Genomic DNA, 20,437 nt, shown 5'->3' with positions numbered 1-20,437 from the left:
TGTGGAGGTATTAAGACATGGAAGGTGTTTTAGGTAAAGTATTAATAGTTGATGATGATGAAAATATTTGTGAAGTAATAAATATGTATGTAAAAAGTGCTGGATACGATACAAGAGTTGCACATAATGGTAAAGAAGCAGAAGAAATATTTTTAGACTATAAACCGGATATAGTTCTTTTAGACGTTATGATACCAAACATAGACGGAATAGATGTTTTAAAATGGATAAGAAAAGAAGGTACAACTCCAGTAATCATGCTTACAGCAAAAGGAGATACATTTGATAAGGTTTTAGCTTTAGAACTTGGTGCTGACGATTACATAGTTAAACCATTTGAACCAAAAGAATTACTTGCAAGAGTAAAAGCTGTAATGAGAAGATATACAGCAGATAATACAAATAAAGAAGTAATTCAATATAATGATTTAACAATAGATGCAAATTCATATAGAGTAATTTATAAGAATAATGAAATTAAAATGCCACCTAAAGAATTTGAACTATTATATTATTTAGCATGTAATAAAAATAGAGTTTTCACAAGAGAACAATTATTATGTGAAGTTTGGGGATATGATTATCCAGGAGACTCAAGAACTGTTGATGTTCACGTTAAGAGATTAAGAGAAAAGTTACATTCAGGAGATACTTGGCAAATTGAAACAGTTTGGGGGGTTGGCTATAAATTTGAGGTGAAATAGATGAAAAAGCATAGCTTAGCATATAGGCTTATAATAACATTCACATTAATAGTAGTAATCGCGCTTGTAATAGTAGCAGGAGTTTTATCTTTATGGATTAGACAAACTTATTTTGATCAAAAGAAAGAGCAATTAAATAGAGAAAGTAACATAATAGAAAGTGCAGCCATAGCTTATTTATCTTTGGATAAAAGTTCAAACTTAACAACATTAAATAATGTAATGAACTTTGTAAGCAAAACTATAGATGCAGAAATATTAGTTACAGATAATCTAGGATATACATATGCTGTTTCTAATAGTGGATATGAAAATTATAAGTTTTCTAATGCAGGAATTCCTAAAGAAGATATGGATGTGTTGAAGCAAGGGAAGTCTATAGAATATGGAAATGTAAAAAGTGCATCTCAAAATAATTATGTATATTTAAAGCCTATTTTTAATAAAGATTATTTTAGCGGAGTAATAATAATGGTTATTCCGACTGATAGTATGTTATCTCCTATAATTAAAATAAATAAAATTATATGGATAACTGCTTTAATTGTAATAATTATTGGTGGTATATTTGTGTACTTTTACAGTAAAAAATCTTTAATAAAGCCTATAGATGAAATAACTGCAGCAGCAAGAAGAATATCTAAAGGTGGAGTTAATGAAAGACTTAATATTAATCAAAATAATGAAATAGGAGAACTTGCAGAATCATTTAATATAATGGCACAATCTCTTCAAACAGTTGATGATAATAGGAGAGCTTTTATATCAAATGTATCACATGAATTAAGATCACCTATAACCTCAATAAAAGGATTTATATCAGGAATATTAGATGGTGTAATTCCTAGAGATAAAGAAGGATATTATTTAAAAATTGTATATGAAGAAACTGATAGGTTATCAAGATTAATAAATGATTTGTTAGATATATCAGCTTTAGAATCAGGAAAAATAAAGCTTAATAAACAAGAAATTGATATAAGTAATATGTTAAGGTACACAATTACTAAATTTGAAAGTGCTATAAATAAAAAAGGATTAAATGTTGATGTTGTTTTAGAGCAGGAACATCAATATGTAATTGGAGATAATGACAAAATAACACAAGTAGTAACAAACTTAATAGATAATGCAATAAAATATTCTTATGAAAATGGTAATATAAGAATAAACACGAAATCAAAAGGTGATAGAGTGCTTGTGAGCATTTATAATGATGGTGAGTTATTAACTAAGGAGCAATTAATAAAGATTTGGGATAGATTCTATAAAGCAGATGTATCAAGAACTAACAAAGTAAGTACAGGGCTTGGATTATCTATAGTAAGGTTAATTCTTACAGAACATGGTGAAGATATTTGGGTCGAAAACTATAAAGATACTGGTGTTATGTTTACATTTACTTTAATCAAGAAATAATTTTGGTGATATTTATGAAGAATAAGAATGATAAGGGTAAAATAAATATAAAAAGTAAAAAAGTTGTTGTAACTAAGAAAAAAATTATTATAGCATTAGTAATAATATTAATTATAGTAATAACTACTTCACTATCAGTTGCATATGCTATGAATAGTATAAATAAAATTATTGATAAAAAGATTGAAAGTGTGTTAGAACAAAATAATTTAAGTGGAGTTATAAGCAAAGTTGCGCCATCTTTAGTAACTATAGGAGAAAATTATGATGATGCTACCTCATCAAAGGTATCTCAAAAAAATTCAACTGGAATAGTTGTTGATAGTGGTGGATTAATAATTACTTCTTATGAAAAGATTAAGGATTATAAAGAAATATTTATAGATATACCAGCAAAAGGAGTAAAACCGCTTAAGGGTACTTTAATTGGATATAATAAAGAGGCAGATATGGCATTAATAAAAATATCTGCAAATGGATTAACACCAATTTCATTAGCTAGTTCTAGCTCAATAAAAGAAGGTGAAAGTGTCTATGCAATAGGAAATTCTTTAAGCAATAATTATATAGGTCTAATTACTTCAGGGATCATAACATCTACAAACCATAAAATTAAAATGAATGATGAATATTGTTCTATAATACAAACAAATGCTGTTATGAATGAAGAAAACTTTGGGGGAGTACTTTGTAACTCTAAAGGAGAATTAGTAGGCTTAAATAGTAGATACTTAACTCAAGAATTTAACAAAGATGGATTATATTTTGCATCTAGTATAGACATGATAAAAAAATCTTTAAATAGTATAATAAAAAAAGAAGATCTTATAGGAATACGTGGTGTTGAGGTAAATGTTAGCAATGAGTATAAAAAAGGTTTTTACATAAAAGATGTAATAACTGATAGTAATGCTCAAAAAGGTGGGCTTAAGCCAACAGACATAATATTAACTGCTAATGATACTAAAATTTTATCTTATGATGATTTGATAAAAGTACTTAAAGATGATAAGTATAAGGGTAATATAAAATTTAAGATACTAAGAAACGGTGAGATAGAAAAGATAACTATAAATCTATAATTTAAAAGGAGTATAGCGAGTGATTATAGTATAATCATAAGCTTACTCCTTTTAATATTTTTTTAATATATTTTGAAATTTATAGTACGCTTTTTTTATTATCAAAATTTAGTATAATATTTAATAGGTATTTGAATAAATAAATTTTTATTGTAGAAGATTATAAAATATAAGTAGTTTAGAAAGAGGAGATAAAATGTTCATAATAGTAGGACTTGGAAATATAGGTGAAAAGTACGAAAATACTAGACATAATATTGGTTTTGATAGTGTAGATTATATAGCTAATAAGTATAATATAGATATAAACAGGAAAAAATTTAAAGGGGTTTATGGAGAAGGATTTATTGAAGGAGAAAAGGTAATTTTAATTAAGCCTTCAACATTTATGAATTTAAGTGGAGAATGTGTCAGGGAAATACTTGATTTTTATAAACTTACAAATGAGGATATTATAGTTTTATATGATGATATAAGTTTAGATGTAGGTAAGATAAGAATAAGAGAAAAGGGAAGTGCTGGGGGACATAACGGAATAAAAAATATAATATCACATTTAGGCACTGATAAATTTTCAAGAATTAAAATAGGAGTGGGACAACCTAAAGGAGATTTAATAAATCATGTTTTAGGAAATTTTTCAAAAGAAGAAAGAGAAGTTTTAGAAGAAAGTTTAGATGTTACTAAGCTTGCTGTAGATGAAATAATAAAAAGTGATATAAGCTCAGCTATGAATAAATATAATGGATTTAAAGCTAAAAAAAGTATTTAAGGATGGTGTATAAAATGAGATTAGAGGGGTTAATGGAGCCCTTAATTGAAAGTAAAAAATTTAATGAAATAAAAGAAAATATAAATAATAAAAAGTTTCCATTAGGGATATATGGACTATCAGAATCTGGTAGAACATATTTGATGAATGCTATATTTGAAAGTTCTAATGAGTCTTTAGTTATAGTTACAAACAGTGATATAGAAGCAAAAAATTTATATGAAGACTTAAGTTTTTATACAACAGAAGTTTATTATTTTCCTGTAAGAGAGGTTGTCTTTTATAACATAGATGCTATCTCAGGTGATTTAAGATGGGCTAGACTTAAGGTAATAAAAGAAATATTAAATAAAAAGAAGAAAATAATAGTTACATCCATAGAATCTTTTGCAGCAAGCTATACTCCAAGAGAATATTATGAAAATCATAAAATAGAATTATCAATAAATAATGAAGTGGATTTTAATGATATAAATAGATTGCTTGTTGAAGGCGGGTATGAAAGAGTTGAAATGGTTGAAGGAAAAGGTGAGTTTGCTTTAAGAGGTGGAATTCTTGATGTATACCCTCCAGATTCAATTTATCCTTATAGAATAGAGTTATTTGGAGATGAAATAGATTCTATTAGAAGATTTAATGTGGAATCTCAAAGAAGTATAGATAAGGTTGATAAAGTTAGTATTTTTCCTGCTAAAGAAATAATAATAGATGATAATGTTATAGATTATGCTAAAAATACTTTAATAAAAGAGTTGAATAAAGCTTTAGAAAATAATAAAAATAAAGATAGTAAGGAAAAATTAAAAGAAATAATAAATAGAAACTTAGAATCTTTAATTCAAACTTCAAGTTTTGAAACTATAGATTCATATCTTCCATTTTTTTATGAAAAATTAGAAAGTTTATTTGATTATTTTAAAGGATATAATTTCGTAATTGATGATACAACAAGGTCTCTTGGAAAGTTAGAAGGTACTTATAGTGAATTTAGAGAAAACTTTTCAATGTTTCTTCAAAAGGGAAATATACTTCCTAAACATTCTGAATTACTTTTAGATTATAGTGAAGTTTTAGGTAGGTTTGAGGAATGTAAATTAATAACTATGGATACCTTTAAAAAGGTTAGAGATATACTAAAGCCTCGTTCTATAATAAATATGTCTCAAATAACACTTCACAATTATCAAGGACAGTTAGATTTACTTATAGATGATATAAAAGATAAAAAGAGTAAAGGCTTTAAAAGCTTAATTCTTTCAGGAACAAGAACTAGAGGAGAAAGATTAGTAGAAACTTTAAGAGATAGAGAAATTGAAAGCGTTTATAAGGATAACGTTGATAAAATATCTTGTGGGGAAGTCGTAATTACTTTTGGAAATCTTCTTAAGGGATTTGAATTTCCTGATGAAAAGTTATGTGTAATATCAGATAAAGAAGTATTTGGGGAGGCGAAACGAAAAATCCCTAAAAAGAAAAAGGTTAAAAAGGGTATAGCTAAAATAAATTCATTTACTGAATTGAAAATAGGTGATTATGTAGTTCATGCAAATCACGGAGTTGGTGTTTATAAAGGAATTAAACAAATAGAAGTAGCGGGAAATAAGAGAGATTATTTGGATATAGTTTATCAAAAGGGCGATAAGCTATATGTTCCTGTTGACCAACTTGACCTTATACAAAAGTATATAGGAACTGAAGGAAAGACTCCTAAGGTAAATAAACTTGGTGGAACAGAGTGGCAAAAGGCTAAGAGTAAAGTTAAACAATCAATAAATGAAATAGCTAAAGATTTAGTGAAACTTTATGCAACTAGGGCTACTTTAAAAGGTTATAAATTTAGTAAAGACACAGAGTGGCAAAGACAATTTGAAGATGAGTTTCCTTATGAAGAAACACCAGATCAACTTACATCACTTTCAGAAATAAAAAGTGATATGGAATCTGTAAAATCAATGGATAGACTTCTTTGTGGAGATGTAGGATATGGAAAAACTGAAGTTGCTTTAAGGGCAGCATTTAAAGCTGTTATGGATGGAAAGCAAGTTGCATTTTTAGTACCAACAACTATACTTGCAGAACAACATTATAAGAATATGATTAAAAGATTTTCAGATTTTCCAATAAAAATTGATATGATAAGTAGATTTAGAACTGCAAAAGAACAAAAAGCTACGATACAAGCAGCAAAAGAAGGAAATGTTGATATATTAGTTGGAACTCATAAATTAGTAGCAAAAGATATTCAATTTAAAGACTTAGGTCTTTTAATAATAGATGAAGAGCAAAGGTTTGGAGTTAAACAAAAAGAAAAAATAAAAGAATTAAAGAAGAATGTTGATGTTCTTACATTAAGTGCAACACCAATACCAAGAACTCTTCATATGTCATTAACAGGTGCTCGTGATATTTCTGTAATAGAAACACCTCCTGAAGAAAGATATCCGGTTCAAACTTATGTTATAGAACAAAATGATCAACTTATAAGAGATGCTATACTTAGAGAAATGAACAGAGGAGGGCAAGTATTCTTTGTTTATAATCGTGTTGAAAGTATTGAAAGCATGGCAAATTATATAAAAGAATTAGTTCCAGAAAGTAAAGTAACGTTTGCCCATGGTAGAATGACAGAAAGACAACTAGAAAAAGAAATGATGGACTTTATGGATAAAAAGTATGATGTGTTAGTATGTACTACCATAATAGAAACTGGTATAGATATACCAAATGTAAATACTATAATAGTATTTGATGCAGATAAGATGGGGCTTTCACAATTATATCAATTAAGAGGTAGAGTTGGGAGATCTAATAAGATAGCTTATGCTTATCTTTTATATACTAAGGATAAAATATTAACAGAAGTAGCTGAAAAGAGGCTTAAGGCACTAAAGGATTTTACTGAACTTGGATCTGGATTTAAAATAGCTATGAGAGATTTAGAAATAAGAGGTGCTGGAAACATGATGGGTTCAGCTCAACATGGTCATATGGCTACTATAGGTTATGATTTATATTGTAGAATGCTTGAAGATACAATAAAAATTATAAAAGGTGAGATTACAAAAGAACCAGTTGAAACTACTGTTGATATTAAAGTTGATGCATATATTCCAGGAACGTTTATATCAGATGAAAATCAAAAGATTGAAGTTTATAAAAAAATTGCAGCTATTGAAAGTTATGAAGAATACATGGAAATTAAAGATGAATTAGAGGATAGATATTCAGATATTCCGGATTCGGTTTATAATTTAATGGATATAGCTTATATAAAGAGTAAAGCTAAGCAACTTAATATAGAAGAAATAAAAGAAACGCCAAAAGGAATATTCTTTAAATTTGAAGAAGGAGATAAAGAACATAAGGAAGTATTTAAAATATTAATAGATAAATATAAAGATAATGTAATACTTAAGTTTGGCAATATACCTGAATTTCAGTTCAAGCAAAATGGATTCAAGAAAGAGGAAATATTACCATTCTTTAAAAATATGTTAAATAACATATTAAAAGTAATAAATACTTAATTCTATATAATTGAACTTAATAAATAATATGTTATACTAAAAACAGTGAAATTTTAACAATTAGGTACTTTATAATAAATAGTAAAGCGAGGGAACGTTAGTGGGTAGAATTAAAAGAATTGTAGCTTTAGGTTTAGTTGCAATATCAAGCATGGTATTTGCTGGATGTAACATGATACAAAAAACTCCTGAAGCAATAAAAAATGAAACCTTAGCAAAGGTTGGAGATCAAAAAATAACAAGAGGTGAAGTTGAAAAGGTTGTTGAAGGAAATGGATATTATCAACAATTAAAACAACAATATGGTGATAATTTACAAAATAATGAGCAAGCAAAATCAATGTTATTACAATTACAAAAAAGTGCATTAGAAAGTCTTGTAGATCAAAAAGTTATGATTACTGAATCTGAAAAGAATAAATGGATGTCAGATGAAGAAATAAATAAAAAAGTAGACTCTGAACTAAAAGAAATGAAAAAAGCTTATAAAACAGAAGAAGAATTTAAACAGGCTTATGAAGCAAGTGGCTATAAGGATGAAAATGAATTAAAAGAAAATTTAAAAGAACGTATTATAGTATTAAATGTTGTTGAAAATCATATATATAAAGACGTAAAAGTTACAGATGCTGATGTGAAGAAATATTATGATGAAAATAAAGCAACAACATATACAATAAAACCTGGTGCTGATGTTTATCAAATAATAATAGCTGATGGAAAAGATGCTGAGAAGACTATAAAGAAGATAAGAGAAGATATAGTTTCAGGAAAAGCTAAATTTGCGGATATGGCAGCTAAATATAATATTGATGCAACAAAATCAACAGGTGGATCATTAGGTTATATAGATTATGATTCACAACAATATGATAAAACATTTATGGCTGCTATGAAGAAACTTAAAGATGGTGAAATATCACAACCTGTAAAAACACAGTTTGGATACCATTTAATAAAAGTAGAAAATATTAAAAGCAAGGCAGAAGTAATACCATTTGATAAAGTAAAAGATTCAATTAAACAACAATTAGATCAAAGTAAAAAGAATAAAGCTTATACAGACACTCTTAAGAAGTGGAAAGATGAACTTGGAGTTAAAGTTTACGAAGATAAAATAGAACAAAAAAACTAAATGTTGTAAAAAGGACACCTAATTTTAGGTGTCCTTTTTGTTTAAATAATGGATATAAGTGCATAAAATTTCTATATAGTCAAATACTAATAATGTTACTAAATTTAACAGTATTTTATTAAGGAGGTTAAATATAAAATGAAAGCTACAGGAATTGTAAGACGTATAGATGATTTAGGTAGAGTAGTTATACCAAAAGAAATTAGAAGAACTTTAAGAATAAGAGAAGGAGATCCACTTGAGATATTTACAGATAGAGAAGGAGGAGTAATTCTTAAAAAATATTCACCAATTGGAGAACTTACAGATTTCTCAAAAGAATATGCTGAAAGCTTACAACAATCAATAGGTCATATAGTTTTAATAAGCGATAAGGACGCATTTATTTCAGCAAGTGGTGTACCTAAAAAGGATTATATAGATAGAAAAATAAGCAATGAACTTGAAGCAATAATGGATGCTAGAAAACCAGTTTTATTAGGAGAAGGAGGACAAAAATTAATTCCTTTACATAGTGATGAAGATACTTCAGAAATGACATCACAAGTTGTTGCGCCAATTATAGCTGAAGGAGATGCAATTGGTGCTGTAATAATTCTATCAAAAAAATCAGGTGAAACTTTAGGTGAATTAGAACTAAAATTATCTGAAACAGCAGCAGCATTTTTAGGAAAACAAATGGAACAATAAAAAACATATTATAAATTTAGTTAAAATAATGAATAAATAGTAATAATGCCTCTGAACTTACAATAATTATTATTAGTAAATCAAAAGTTTGGAGGTATTTTATGAAGAAACAATCCTTAATAAAGGGAAGTATAATATTAGGTACAGCAGGAATATTTGCAAGGTTTTTAGGTGTTTTTTTTAGATGGCCTCTTATTATGTTAATAGGAGATGAAGGAATGGCCTTTTATCAAATGTCATATCCTTTATATATGTTTTTTGTAGCTATAGCATCTGGAGTTCCGGTGGCTATATCTAAGATAGTTTCTGAAAATAATGCTATAGGAGATATAGAAGGCAGTTTTAAGGTTGTAAAAGAATCAACCTATATGATGCTTATATTGGGAGCAGGTACAAGCTTTTTCTTGTTTTTCTTTGCAGATTTCATAATAAAATTTGTTGAATGGGATCCTAAAGCTTATTATTCAATAATAGGAATATCATTTGCACCACTTATAATTTCAATAATGACAATATTTAGAGGATTTTTTCAAGGGTTTCAAAATATGACTCCATCAGCAGTATCACAAATATTAGAACAAGTTGGGAGAGTTATATTCGGTGTTGGACTAGCTGTATTATTTTTACCAAAAGGAATAGAATTTGCGGCAGGGGGTGCAGCATTTGGTGCAGCAGCAGGAGGTTTACTTGCAGGAGGATATTTATATATAAAATATATAAAAGTAAAAAAGCAATTTGGTATTAAAAAAGTAAAAAGTGATATAGACATAATGAGTAAAATATTAAAGATTGCAATTCCGATATCATTGGGAGCAACTGTTGGTACAATAATGAGTTTGATAGATTCTATATTCATACCACAAAAACTTTTAGAAGCTGGAATTATAAGAAGTGAAGCAAATATTTTATATGCACAACTTACAGGGAAAGCGTCTGTTATTGTAAATATACCAATGACATTATCTATGGCATTATCTATTTCTTTAATTCCTATAATTGCAGAAGAATTTATACTAAGGAGAAGAAAAAATGTGGAAAATAAGACTAACCTTGCAATTAAAATATCAACAGTAATAGCCATACCATGTATGTTTGGAATGTTTTTTATGGCAGAACCTATAATGAAACTTATATTTCCAGGAAGATTTGAAGGTTTTGAAATACTTAAATATTTATCTTTAACAATTCCATTTATAATATTAACTCAGACTACTACAGCAATCCTTCAAGGTGTTGGAAAATATATATTGCCAGTAGTAAATCTTTTTATAGGATGTTTAATAAAATTAATTTTAACTATAAAATTAGTTCCAATATCAGAATTAAATATATATGGTGCTGTTATAGCAAGTATAGCTGCATATATAACTACAACAGCATTAAATGTAATATTATTAAAGATAACTTTAAAAACTAGAATAGATATAATAAATAATGTAATAAAGCCAACATTAGCATCATTTATAATGTCTATATTAGTTTTAGTTTCATATGATAAAATATTAATTTATACAATGAGCAATGGTCTATCTTGCTTAATATCAGTATTTTTAGGTATTATAATATATATGGCCTTAATAGTTGTAATGAAAGTTTTTGATGTTAATGAGGTAAGAAACAGAATTTACAAAAAATAATAAAAAAGGAGAAATACCTAATGATTAAAATAGTTGGTTTAGGACCAGGAGCAAGTGATGCACTTACAGTAGGTGCTTTAAGAGTTTTAGAAGAAAGTAAAAACATATATTTTAGAACAGAAATTCATCCAACAGTTGATTTTATAAAGTCAAAAAATATAAAATTTAACACTTATGATCATTTTTATGATAGTAGTAAAAGTTTTGATGAAGTTTATAAAAATATAGCAGAAGATTTAATAAAAGTTTATAAAGAATTTGGCGATGTTGTTTATGCAGTACCAGGACACCCTTTAGTTGCAGAAAAGTCAGTATCAAACATTATGGAACTTTGTGATAAAGAAAATATAGAATATGAAATTTTGCCTGCAGTTAGTTTTGTCGATGCTATGATGGATAGATTAAAAATAGATCCTATAGAAGGACTAAAGATTATTGATGCATTTGATATAAATAATCAAATATTAGATAAGAGAATAGGAACTATAATAACACAAGTTTATAATCCTTTTATAGCATCAGAAGTTAAACTTAAGTTATTAGAATGTTATGATGATGAAACTGAAATAATTTATGTAAGAGCAGCAGGAATAGAAGGTCTTGAAAGTATAAGAAAAATACCAATATATGAGTTAGATATGCAAGAGGATATAGATTACTTAACTTCACTTTATATACCTAAAGATTTAAATAATAAAAAAGATATAAATGATTTAATTGCTCTTATAGATACATTAAGAGGAGATGATGGTTGTCCTTGGGATAGAGAACAAACTCATGAAAGCTTAAAAGACGCCATAGTTGAAGAAAGTTATGAAGTAAAAGATGCAATTGAAAAAGAAGATGATGATGCCTTAATAGAGGAATTAGGAGATGTTTTATTACATGTAATATTCCATTCATCAATAGGTAAAGAAGATGGATACTTTGATTTCAATGATGTAGTTTTAGGAATATATAATAAAATGATAGAAAGACATCCACATATATTTGGTGAAGAGAATATAGATACATCAAGTGAAGTAGAAAAAAGTTGGGATGAAATAAAAAAAGAAGAAAAAGGCTTTGAGACAGTTACACAGGAATTAGAAGGGGTAGCTAAAGCATTACCAGCTTTAATAAGAGCTCATAAGATACAAAATAAAGCAAGAAAAGTTGGTTTTGATTGGGATACTGTAGAGGATGCCTCAAAGAAGGTTATAGAAGAGTTAAATGAAGTATTAGAAGTATATAATACTAAAGATAAGGATAGAATAACAGAAGAAGTAGGAGACTTACTATTTGCTTGCGTTAATGTTTCAAGATTTTTAGAGGTAAATGAAGAGGAAGCGTTAAATAAAACAATAGATAAGTTTATAAAAAGATTTAGTTATATAGAAAGTGCTGCGCTTAAAAATAATAAAACATTAAAAGAAATGACATTACAGGAAATGGATGAGCTTTGGAATGAAGCTAAAAAACAAGAATTATAAGTAATTTTAGAAGGAATTTTAAAGACTTTGTAGAATATATAATTCAATGAAATTCTATATTTCCAAGATAATGTATTTAATTTGCTTTTTTTTACAAAAATATATAAATATTTATTCATTGAGTGTAGACGAGAGTAAAAAGTAATAATATAATAAGATAATGTAAGTGTAGTACATAAAAGAATTAGTTACTACTATAAATATATAACTAGTTATTTAAGGAGGATGTAATTGTGAATAAAGCAGAATTAATTACTAGCATGGCTGAAAAGTCAAAGTTAACTAAAAAAGACGCAGAATTAGCTTTAAAAGCATTCATAGAAAGTGTTGAAGAAGCTTTAGAAAATGGAGAAAGAGTTCAATTAGTTGGATTCGGAACTTTCGAAACTAGAGAAAGAGCTGCTAGAGAAGGAAGAAACCCAAGAACTAAAGAAATAATCAAAATTCCAGCATCAACTGTTCCAGTATTCAAAGCTGGTAAAGAGTTTAAGGAAAAAGTTAATAAATAATTTTTTGAACCCGAGGAGACTCGGGTTCTTTTATAAATTAAAGCTTTATTGAATTATAATAATATTTTTAGGAATAATATTAAAGAAGGTGATTTTGTGAGATTAGATAAGTATTTAAAGGTTTCAAGATTAATAAAAAGAAGAACAATTGCAAAAGAAGCTTGCGAAGGTGAAAGAGTTTCTATAAATGGAAAAGTTGCAAAATCAGGAACCAAATTAAAGGAAGGCGACATAATAGAGATAACTTTTGCAAATAGAAGTTTAAAAGCTGAAGTCCTTAATTTGGCAGAGCATGTAAGAAAAGAAGATGCAAAAGATATGTATAGAATTTTAGATGGAGAAGAAATAGACTAATTTTATCTCTTTATAAGATATTAATTAAGAATATACATATGTATAAAAACATATATTTTTTAATAAGAATAATATCTTAAAGGAGAATAAAATGGAAAGAAAATCTGATTCTATAAATTTGTGTAAGAGTTTTATGACACTTGAAGATAGGAAGAAGCTTTCATTAACAGGTGTAGATGAAGTTTTAGGTTTTGATGAAGAAAAAATAATTTTAAATACTATACTTGGAAGGCTAAAAATAAATGGTCAAGGTCTAAAAATGAATAAACTAGATGTAAAAAATGGTGATGTAACTGTAGAGGGTTATATAAGTAGTATAATTTATCAAGGTAAAGCAAAAAAGAAACATAAAAAATTAAACATAAAAAAGCTTATAGGTAGGGAATAAAAATGCCTTTAGAGTTAGAAGTTCAGTTTGAGATTATAATATATGCTTTAGCTTCTGGAATTATATTAGGAGTTTTTTTTGATATATATAGATTAATAAGAGGAAATGATGGACATAAACTTATAATAGCAATACAAGATATATTATTTTGGTTATTATGTTCTATAATTATTTTTATTTTTTTGCTTTATACAAATTATGCTTTTTTAGGAACTTATGTATACTTGTGCATGGGTTTAGCTTTATTCATATACTTAAAACTTTTTAGTAAGATAGTTTTTAAGATTGAAAAAACTATTTTGTCTGGATTTAAAACTATTATAAGATGCAGTTACAAGACTTTTAGTTATCCTATTAGAATTATGTGGTCTAAGATTTTAAACAAAAACTAAATATAATTAAAAATAACTTGAATTAAAGGTTCAGAGTGTTTAAAATATATTTATAGAAGTTAAAAAATGAGGTACTATGGATGATAAAAAAGATAAAAGGGAAGAATTTAATAATATTATTGCTATGCCTTGTTTTTTTGTTTGGTTTTATTAGACAGGAAAGAGCTATTAAAAGAATAGAAAGTGAAATAGCAAATAAACAAACAGAATTAGAAACACTGAAAAAGAAAAACAAGCAACTTGAAGAAGAAGTTAAAAGCGCTAATTCTGATGAATATATTGAGACCTTAGCGAGGGAAAGGCTTAATATGGTTAAGCCTGGAGAAAAAATCGTAAATTATAAAAAAGAGGACTCAAAGACTAAAGATTAGGTTATTCAAAATAACATATATATATTTTATTTAATTAAGGAGGAGTCTTTTAAACATGACCTTAGAGGCAGGAAACATATTAGAGGGTACAGTGGTAAATATCACTAATTTCGGAGCTTTCGTAGAATTAGAAGGCGGAAAAACAGGTCTAGTTCACATATCAGAAGTAGCAGATTCTTTTGTAAAGGACATAAGACAACATTTAAAAGAACAAGATAAGGTGAAGGTTAAAGTTATCTCAATTGATGATAATGGTAAAATTAGCTTATCAATAAAACAAGCTGAACCAAAACAAAAAAAATCAGTTAGACCAGCTGAATTTGATTGGGCAGCAGAAAAGAAAAAGGTTTCTGGAAATTTTGAAGATAAAATGTCAAAATTTTTAAAAGACAGCGAAGAAAGAATGCAAGATGTTAAAAAGCATCAAGATTTCAGAAGTAAAAGTGGTAAAAAATCATTTTAAAAAGTAGATCATCATATAAATTTAATATATAAATCTATATAAGTAAAAAGCCGTAGATAAGAAAACTACAGGCTTTTTATTATATTAAAAATAAAATAAAATAAATTTCAAAAAAAATGTTGACAGTTATATAGCTATAATATATAATAACTATTGTCGTCAGGAAATGACAGAGAAAAACGCATGCCGAAGTGGCGGAACTGGCAGACGCACAGGACTTAAAATCCTGCGGTGGTTAAACACCGTACCGGTTCGATTCCGGTCTTCGGCACCAAGTTTTTCAAAATAAAATATAATATCGCGGGGTGGAGCAGTTGGTAGCTCGTCGGGCTCATAACCCGAAGGTCGTAGGTTCAAGTCCTGCCCCCGCAACCAAAAGTTTGGCGGAATAGCTCAGCTGGCTAGAGCATTCGGTTCATACCCGAAGTGTCGTAGGTTCAAGTCCTATTTCCGCTACCAATTAACTTGCCGAAGNCTTGCCGAAGTGGCGGAACTGGCAGACGCACAGGACTTAAAATCCTGCGGTGGTTAAACACCGTACCGGTTCGATTCCGGTCTTCGGCACCAAGGATCTAAGATTTTTCTTAGATCCTTTTTTTATTTTCAAAAGTATTTTGTGGTAAATTTTTATTTTATGTATAAAAATATATATTAAGAAATAACAAAAAAATATATATATTGACATTATATAAATATTGAGAAATTTAATATCAATCCTTTTAATTCTTTAGTTTGTTCATAATTATTAGAAATTTATTAAAATATCGAAAAATAAGATTAAATATAGAAAGTTGAATTTATTAAAGAAAATTGTCTTACGAAAGTTTGAATGTATAACATAAAATGACATATATCGAAAAGATAAGTTGCTATAATTTAATTACAATTTTTGGTAATTAACGGAGGGGGATATATGCAATACGGACTAAGTGGGGGAAGAATAAAAGGATTAAGTAAAAAAAATAGTAAAAAAATAGAATTAGGGGAAGATTCCTTTATTTTATGTATCATATTTATAACATCTTTATTATTGAGTAGAGTAACAATAATGTTTGGTGAAGGTGATATATCTGGAGTATCACCTTTTGGATTGGCTTTTTTAATAAGCATAATTATGACAAAAACACAAAATAAAATATTGTCATCAGCAACTGGTGCTATTATTGGGTATTTTACAGTTAATGCTACGTTAAGTGATGGATGGATATACTTAACAACAGTTTTAACTATTTTAGGATATACATTTTTAGTAAATAAATTTAAAAAGAATATTAGCGTGTTAAGTTTATTTTTATTAATATTTTTAAGTTATACAATATATAATTTAATGATAGTAAAATATGATTTTGGCGTTAGTGTAACTATCTCTATACTTAATACAGTTTTAATTGTTCCAGTATATTTTGTTGTGAAATATAGTTTAAGATGTATTGGAGAATATAACACAAATTATTTCTTTAATACAGAAGAAATAATAAGTATAGCAATAATAATATGCTTAATGGCTGCTGGAATAGGTGAAATTTCAATAGTAGGAGTTTCAATAAAAAATATAATATCATTAGCTATTGTAATTTCTATAGCTTATATTGGTGGGTCAGCTAATGGTGCAGCTATCGGTATAACTATGGGGGTAATACTTGGAATCACATCAGGAGATATGATTAGTGGTATAGGTATTTATGGCAGCGTTGGTTTAATTGTAGGTTTATTTAAGGATACTGGTAAAATATTTTCATTTTTATCATCAATGATAGTATTTTTAATTTTATCTTTATATTCTAAAGGGCTATATGTTCAAGGGATTTTTGAAATATTAATTGGAGGTTTTATATTCCTATTAATACCAAAGAAAATATTAAAAACTTTAGAACTTGAACTTTGTAAAGAAGTTAAAATTGATGCAATGCAAGAAGAACATTTAAATCAAATAAAAGATGAATTTACAAGAAAAGTTCAAGGATTTGAGAATACGTTAGGCGTTGTATCAAAATCATTAAGAAATATATCTGATAATGATAAGCTTTCATACAAAAATAGAAGTACGGCTTTAATTGAAAATTTAGCTGATAGAGTTTGTGAAAATTGTGAAAATTGTAATAGATGTTGGGATAGAGAGTTCACTCAAACATATAATGCTTTTCAATTATTATTAAAGGGAAGAGAAGAGGGAAGAGATTATTTTCCTATGGAATTAGAAAAGAAATGTATAAATAAGTATGATTTAATAAGGAATTCAGAAGATGTATTAAATATATTAAATGCAAATGAAATAACAAAAAGAAAATTATCAGAAGGTAGAATTCTTATATCAAATCATTTAAATAATATGTCAAACAATTTATATAATATGGTTGGAGATATAAAAAGAGATATAGATTGGTGTTTAGATGTTGAAAGAATTGTTAGGAGAGAGTTAAACAAAAACTCTATAAAATATAAAGAGGTTTTCTGTTTTAATGATAAGGGTGGAAAGGTTAACATAAAAATAAATATGGAAAAATGTTCAAGATGTGATTATTGCATAAAAAATGTTCTTCCAGTAGTAAATAAAGTAATGAAAAATCCTATGATGATAAGTGATGAAGGGTGTAGGATAAAACCAAATAACAAAGAATGTTCAATACTTTTAAAAGAAATGCCTAAGTATAAAATAAAATCTTATGCAGGAGTTAGAGTTAAAGAGGGAGAGCAGTATACTGGAGATACATGTACTTTTGGAAATTATCCAGGTGGAAAATATGTAACTATATTAAGTGATGGTATGGGATCAGGTCCAGAAGCAGGTAAAGAAAGTAAAATAACTGTTGATTTAGTTGAAAAGTTTATAGAAGAGGGTTTAGGGATAAATACAGCTTTAGAAACTGTAAACTCTATAATGAGTATGAAATTTGAGGAAGATGAAAAATTTGCTACATTAGATTTAAATACAATAGATTTGTATACAGGAAAAGCCCATTTTTATAAGGTTGGAGCTGCTGCAAGTTTTATAAAGAGAGGAAATAAAATAAATAAAATATCATCAAATATGCCACCTTTTGGTTTGGTTGATAAGATAGAAGTTGAAAGTGTTGAGGAAATGATTAATGGTGGGGATTTAATAATAACATTAAGTGATGGAGTTTTGGATGTAGATAAAGATGGTGTTGGAGATTCCAAATGGCTTGAGGATTATTTAATTAAAAATGATAGTGATCCAAAAGATCTTGCTATGGACATATTAGAATATTCAAGAGATATTAATGGTGGAAAAATAAAAGATGATATGACTATTATAGTTTCAAAGGTTTATTCAGTATATTAATGAATATAAATTAAATATTCAATTTTATTAGGTTAGTTAAAAATATTTGGTTTATGTAAATTAGCTAAAGCTTAAGATAAATAAGTTTTTATGAATCTAGTATATTACAATAAAAAGCTGGCTTATTGTCAGCTTTTTTATTTTAAGTTTCATTAATTTTATAGATTTATATAGTTTAGTACATATAATTTTAATATTACAAAAAACATAATATAATGTATCATATAAATAAGACAAAATTATGATTTAGCAAAGTTTACGTAGGAAGTGATAATATGGTTAAAGATTTTATTAGATATATTGATGAAAATAATCTTATAAATAAAGGAGATAAGGTGTTAATAGGTTTATCTGGGGGACCGGATTCTATATGCTTATTACATTTATTAAATAGTGTAAAGAATAAATATGAATTAAAACTTGGAGCTGCTCATATAAATCATATGTTAAGAGGTGAAGAAGCAATAAAGGATGAACAATATTCAAAAAGTTTTTGTGAATCGTTAGGTATTGATTTTTATAGTATTAGATTAGATGTTGATAAGATAGCAAAAGATAGGGGTGTATCAACAGAAACTGCTGGAAGAGACTGTAGATATAATTTTTTTAACTCAATAAAAGATAAATATGGGTATACTAAGATAGCTACAGCACATAATGCAAATGATCAAGCTGAAACTATTATTATGAGAATAATGAGAGGAACAGGTCTTGAAGGTTTAGGAGGAATTCCGGTATTTAGAGATAATTTATATATAAGGCCAATATTGTTTTTAGAGAGAGAGTATATAGAAAAATATTGTGAAGATAATAATTTAAATCCAAGAATAGATAGAACAAATTTAGAAAATATATATAGCAGAAACAAAATAAGGTTAGATATATTGCCTTATATGCAGAAAAATTTTAATAATGATGTTATAAAAGCTATTAATAGAATGAGTTTGCTGCTTCAAGATGATAATGAATTTATAGATAATGAAGCAGAAAAATCTTTTAATAAATATTGCGAAGTTAAAGATTATGAAATAATAATTTCTGAAGAATTATTTTTAGAAGAAAGGGCAATAATTACTAGGGTAATAAGAAAATCATTAACTAAACTTTCAAAGAGCGAATATGATTTTGAGTTAAAGCACATAAAAGAAGTTATAAATCTTGAAAGTATTGGAACACATAAAAGAATAGATTTACCTAACAATATCTTTGCTGAAAATATATATGGTAAAGTATATATAAGAAAAAAGGATAGATTAAATAAAATAGCTAATAAAATAGAAGACGAAATAATAAAAAAAGAAGACTTAAATAATTTTAAAATTAATTTTTTAGGGTGTCTAATTGAATTTGAAGTTAAAACTAAAGAAAAAAGTTTAAAATTTCAAAATAATGACTTAATTAAGTATTTTGATTATGATAAAATTAATAGGTATGTTACTATCAGAAAAAGGAAGAATGGAGATAGAATAATTCCTTTAGGTATGAATGGAAGTAAAAAAATTAAAGATATATTTATAGATATGAAAATACCTAAGGATTATAGAGACGAAATTCCGGTTATTCAGTTTGATGATGAAATTGCTTGGCTTGTAGGGCTTAAAACATCAAACACATTTAAGGTAACAAGTAATACAAAAAAAATTATTAAAATAGAGATTAAAAGAGAGGAATTATAAACATGAGAGAAGACGTTAAAGAAATATTATTTGATGAAAATCAATTAGCTGAAAAAGTTAAAGAGTTAGGTAGTAGAATTAGCAAGGATTACAAGGGTAAAGATTTACTTGTAGTTGGAGTTTTAAAAGGATCAGTTTTATTTGCTGCAGACCTTATAAAGAATATAACTATACCTTGTGAAATAGATTTTATGGCTGTTTCAAGTTATGGTAATTCAACAGAAACTTCAGGTGTTGTTAGAATATTAAAGGATTTAGACCATAGTATAGAAGGTAAGCATGTTCTTTTAGTTGAAGATATTGTAGATAGTGGAATAACATTAAGTTATCTTTTAAAATATTTAAAGGCTAGAAGAGCTGAAAGTATTGAAATAGTATCATTATTAAATAAACCAGAAAGAAGAACTGCTGATTTAGAAGTTAAATATATCGGCTTTGAAGTTCCAAATGAGTTTATAGTTGGATATGGAATAGACTATGCAGAGAAGTACAGAAATCTACCTTATATAGCTATATTAAAAGAGGAAGTATATAATAAATAG

At 27.1% G+C, this 20,437-nt stretch carries 18 protein-coding genes and 4 tRNA genes; all 22 read left to right on the top strand.

What is annotated here, in order from left to right; all coding sequences use genetic code 11:
- Positions 1 to 17: 17 nt before the first annotated feature.
- Complete coding sequence (locus tag AC4FQW_RS11515; RefSeq protein ID WP_024614186.1) at positions 18 to 704, top strand: response regulator transcription factor; 687 nt, start codon at positions 18 to 20, stop codon at positions 702 to 704.
- A complete protein-coding gene (locus tag AC4FQW_RS11510) occupies positions 705 to 2,123 on the top strand; it encodes a sensor histidine kinase (RefSeq protein WP_303127426.1) in 1,419 nt (472 codons plus the stop codon). It abuts the gene before it with no gap.
- Positions 2,124 to 2,137: 14 nt separating this feature from the next.
- Positions 2,138 to 3,205, top strand: a complete 1,068-nt coding sequence (locus tag AC4FQW_RS11505; protein WP_491149168.1) for a S1C family serine protease — start codon at positions 2,138 to 2,140, stop codon at positions 3,203 to 3,205.
- 196 nt (positions 3,206 to 3,401) lie between these two features.
- On the top strand, positions 3,402 to 3,977 hold the full coding sequence (pth, locus tag AC4FQW_RS11500) for an aminoacyl-tRNA hydrolase (protein WP_303127431.1): 576 nt from the start codon (positions 3,402 to 3,404) through the stop codon (positions 3,975 to 3,977).
- A gap of 14 nt (positions 3,978 to 3,991) precedes the next feature.
- A complete protein-coding gene (gene mfd / locus AC4FQW_RS11495; protein WP_491149166.1) occupies positions 3,992 to 7,504 on the top strand; it encodes a transcription-repair coupling factor in 3,513 nt (1,170 codons plus the stop codon).
- A 100-nt stretch (positions 7,505 to 7,604) separates the two neighbouring features.
- Positions 7,605 to 8,639, top strand: a complete 1,035-nt coding sequence (locus tag AC4FQW_RS11490) for a peptidylprolyl isomerase (protein ID WP_491149164.1) — start codon at positions 7,605 to 7,607, stop codon at positions 8,637 to 8,639.
- 138 nt (positions 8,640 to 8,777) lie between these two features.
- On the top strand, positions 8,778 to 9,329 hold the full coding sequence (gene spoVT, locus AC4FQW_RS11485; RefSeq protein WP_303127439.1) for a stage V sporulation protein T: 552 nt from the start codon (positions 8,778 to 8,780) through the stop codon (positions 9,327 to 9,329).
- 101 nt (positions 9,330 to 9,430) lie between these two features.
- Entirely contained in the window at positions 9,431 to 10,966 is a 1,536-nt protein-coding gene (locus AC4FQW_RS11480) for a putative polysaccharide biosynthesis protein (RefSeq protein WP_491149162.1), read from the top strand.
- Between the two features lie 20 nt (positions 10,967 to 10,986).
- On the top strand, positions 10,987 to 12,438 hold the full coding sequence (gene yabN, locus AC4FQW_RS11475) for a bifunctional methyltransferase/pyrophosphohydrolase YabN (protein ID WP_491149160.1): 1,452 nt from the start codon (positions 10,987 to 10,989) through the stop codon (positions 12,436 to 12,438).
- Between the two features lie 233 nt (positions 12,439 to 12,671).
- Positions 12,672 to 12,947 (top strand): non-specific DNA-binding protein Hbs, encoded by a 276-nt coding sequence (gene hbs, locus AC4FQW_RS11470; RefSeq protein ID WP_024614195.1) that lies wholly within the window; start codon positions 12,672 to 12,674, stop codon positions 12,945 to 12,947.
- A 96-nt stretch (positions 12,948 to 13,043) separates the two neighbouring features.
- The gene (locus AC4FQW_RS11465) at positions 13,044 to 13,301 is read left to right on the top strand and encodes an RNA-binding S4 domain-containing protein (protein ID WP_491149157.1); all 258 of its coding nucleotides are present in this window, start codon (positions 13,044 to 13,046) and stop codon (positions 13,299 to 13,301) included.
- Between the two features lie 91 nt (positions 13,302 to 13,392).
- Positions 13,393 to 13,689: a sporulation protein YabP gene (gene yabP, locus AC4FQW_RS11460; protein ID WP_303127448.1), complete on the top strand. Its 297-nt coding sequence runs from the start codon at positions 13,393 to 13,395 to the stop codon at positions 13,687 to 13,689.
- A 2-nt stretch (positions 13,690 to 13,691) separates the two neighbouring features.
- On the top strand, positions 13,692 to 14,081 hold the full coding sequence (gene yabQ / locus AC4FQW_RS11455) for a spore cortex biosynthesis protein YabQ (RefSeq protein WP_303127451.1): 390 nt from the start codon (positions 13,692 to 13,694) through the stop codon (positions 14,079 to 14,081).
- 80 nt (positions 14,082 to 14,161) lie between these two features.
- Positions 14,162 to 14,452: an FtsB family cell division protein gene (locus AC4FQW_RS11450; protein ID WP_303127453.1), complete on the top strand. Its 291-nt coding sequence runs from the start codon at positions 14,162 to 14,164 to the stop codon at positions 14,450 to 14,452.
- Between the two features lie 55 nt (positions 14,453 to 14,507).
- Positions 14,508 to 14,915: a S1 domain-containing RNA-binding protein gene (locus AC4FQW_RS11445; protein ID WP_303127455.1), complete on the top strand. Its 408-nt coding sequence runs from the start codon at positions 14,508 to 14,510 to the stop codon at positions 14,913 to 14,915.
- Positions 14,916 to 15,100: 185 nt separating this feature from the next.
- Positions 15,101 to 15,189, top strand: a tRNA-Leu gene (locus AC4FQW_RS11440).
- A gap of 25 nt (positions 15,190 to 15,214) precedes the next feature.
- Positions 15,215 to 15,290 (top strand) — tRNA-Met (locus AC4FQW_RS11435).
- 7 nt (positions 15,291 to 15,297) lie between these two features.
- A tRNA-Met gene (locus AC4FQW_RS11430) sits at positions 15,298 to 15,374 on the top strand.
- Between the two features lie 19 nt (positions 15,375 to 15,393).
- Positions 15,394 to 15,482: transfer RNA gene (locus tag AC4FQW_RS11425), tRNA-Leu, on the top strand.
- Positions 15,483 to 15,828: 346 nt separating this feature from the next.
- The gene (gene spoIIE, locus AC4FQW_RS11420; protein WP_303130499.1) at positions 15,829 to 18,219 is read left to right on the top strand and encodes a stage II sporulation protein E; all 2,391 of its coding nucleotides are present in this window, start codon (positions 15,829 to 15,831) and stop codon (positions 18,217 to 18,219) included.
- Positions 18,220 to 18,494: 275 nt separating this feature from the next.
- Positions 18,495 to 19,895, top strand: a complete 1,401-nt coding sequence (gene tilS, locus AC4FQW_RS11415; RefSeq protein WP_491149153.1) for a tRNA lysidine(34) synthetase TilS — start codon at positions 18,495 to 18,497, stop codon at positions 19,893 to 19,895.
- 2 nt (positions 19,896 to 19,897) lie between these two features.
- Positions 19,898 to 20,437: a hypoxanthine phosphoribosyltransferase gene (gene hpt / locus AC4FQW_RS11410; protein ID WP_303130501.1), complete on the top strand. Its 540-nt coding sequence runs from the start codon at positions 19,898 to 19,900 to the stop codon at positions 20,435 to 20,437.

The sequence above is a fragment of the Clostridium sp. TJA085 genome (assembly GCF_058310235.1).
This window is presented reverse-complemented; position numbering and strand designations above follow the sequence as displayed.

Coding starts and splice junctions, on each gene's coding strand:
- AC4FQW_RS11515 (WP_024614186.1), top strand. CDS start 18: ATGGAAGGTGTTTTAGGTAAAGTATTAATAGTTGATGATGATGAAAAT.
- AC4FQW_RS11510 (WP_303127426.1), top strand. CDS start 705: ATGAAAAAGCATAGCTTAGCATATAGGCTTATAATAACATTCACATTA.
- AC4FQW_RS11505 (WP_491149168.1), top strand. CDS start 2,138: ATGAAGAATAAGAATGATAAGGGTAAAATAAATATAAAAAGTAAAAAA.
- pth (WP_303127431.1), top strand. CDS start 3,402: ATGTTCATAATAGTAGGACTTGGAAATATAGGTGAAAAGTACGAAAAT.
- mfd (WP_491149166.1), top strand. CDS start 3,992: ATGAGATTAGAGGGGTTAATGGAGCCCTTAATTGAAAGTAAAAAATTT.
- spoVT (WP_303127439.1), top strand. CDS start 8,778: ATGAAAGCTACAGGAATTGTAAGACGTATAGATGATTTAGGTAGAGTA.
- AC4FQW_RS11480 (WP_491149162.1), top strand. CDS start 9,431: ATGAAGAAACAATCCTTAATAAAGGGAAGTATAATATTAGGTACAGCA.
- yabN (WP_491149160.1), top strand. CDS start 10,987: ATGATTAAAATAGTTGGTTTAGGACCAGGAGCAAGTGATGCACTTACA.
- yabP (WP_303127448.1), top strand. CDS start 13,393: ATGGAAAGAAAATCTGATTCTATAAATTTGTGTAAGAGTTTTATGACA.
- yabQ (WP_303127451.1), top strand. CDS start 13,692: ATGCCTTTAGAGTTAGAAGTTCAGTTTGAGATTATAATATATGCTTTA.
- AC4FQW_RS11450 (WP_303127453.1), top strand. CDS start 14,162: ATGATAAAAAAGATAAAAGGGAAGAATTTAATAATATTATTGCTATGC.
- AC4FQW_RS11445 (WP_303127455.1), top strand. CDS start 14,508: ATGACCTTAGAGGCAGGAAACATATTAGAGGGTACAGTGGTAAATATC.
- spoIIE (WP_303130499.1), top strand. CDS start 15,829: ATGCAATACGGACTAAGTGGGGGAAGAATAAAAGGATTAAGTAAAAAA.
- tilS (WP_491149153.1), top strand. CDS start 18,495: ATGGTTAAAGATTTTATTAGATATATTGATGAAAATAATCTTATAAAT.
- hpt (WP_303130501.1), top strand. CDS start 19,898: ATGAGAGAAGACGTTAAAGAAATATTATTTGATGAAAATCAATTAGCT.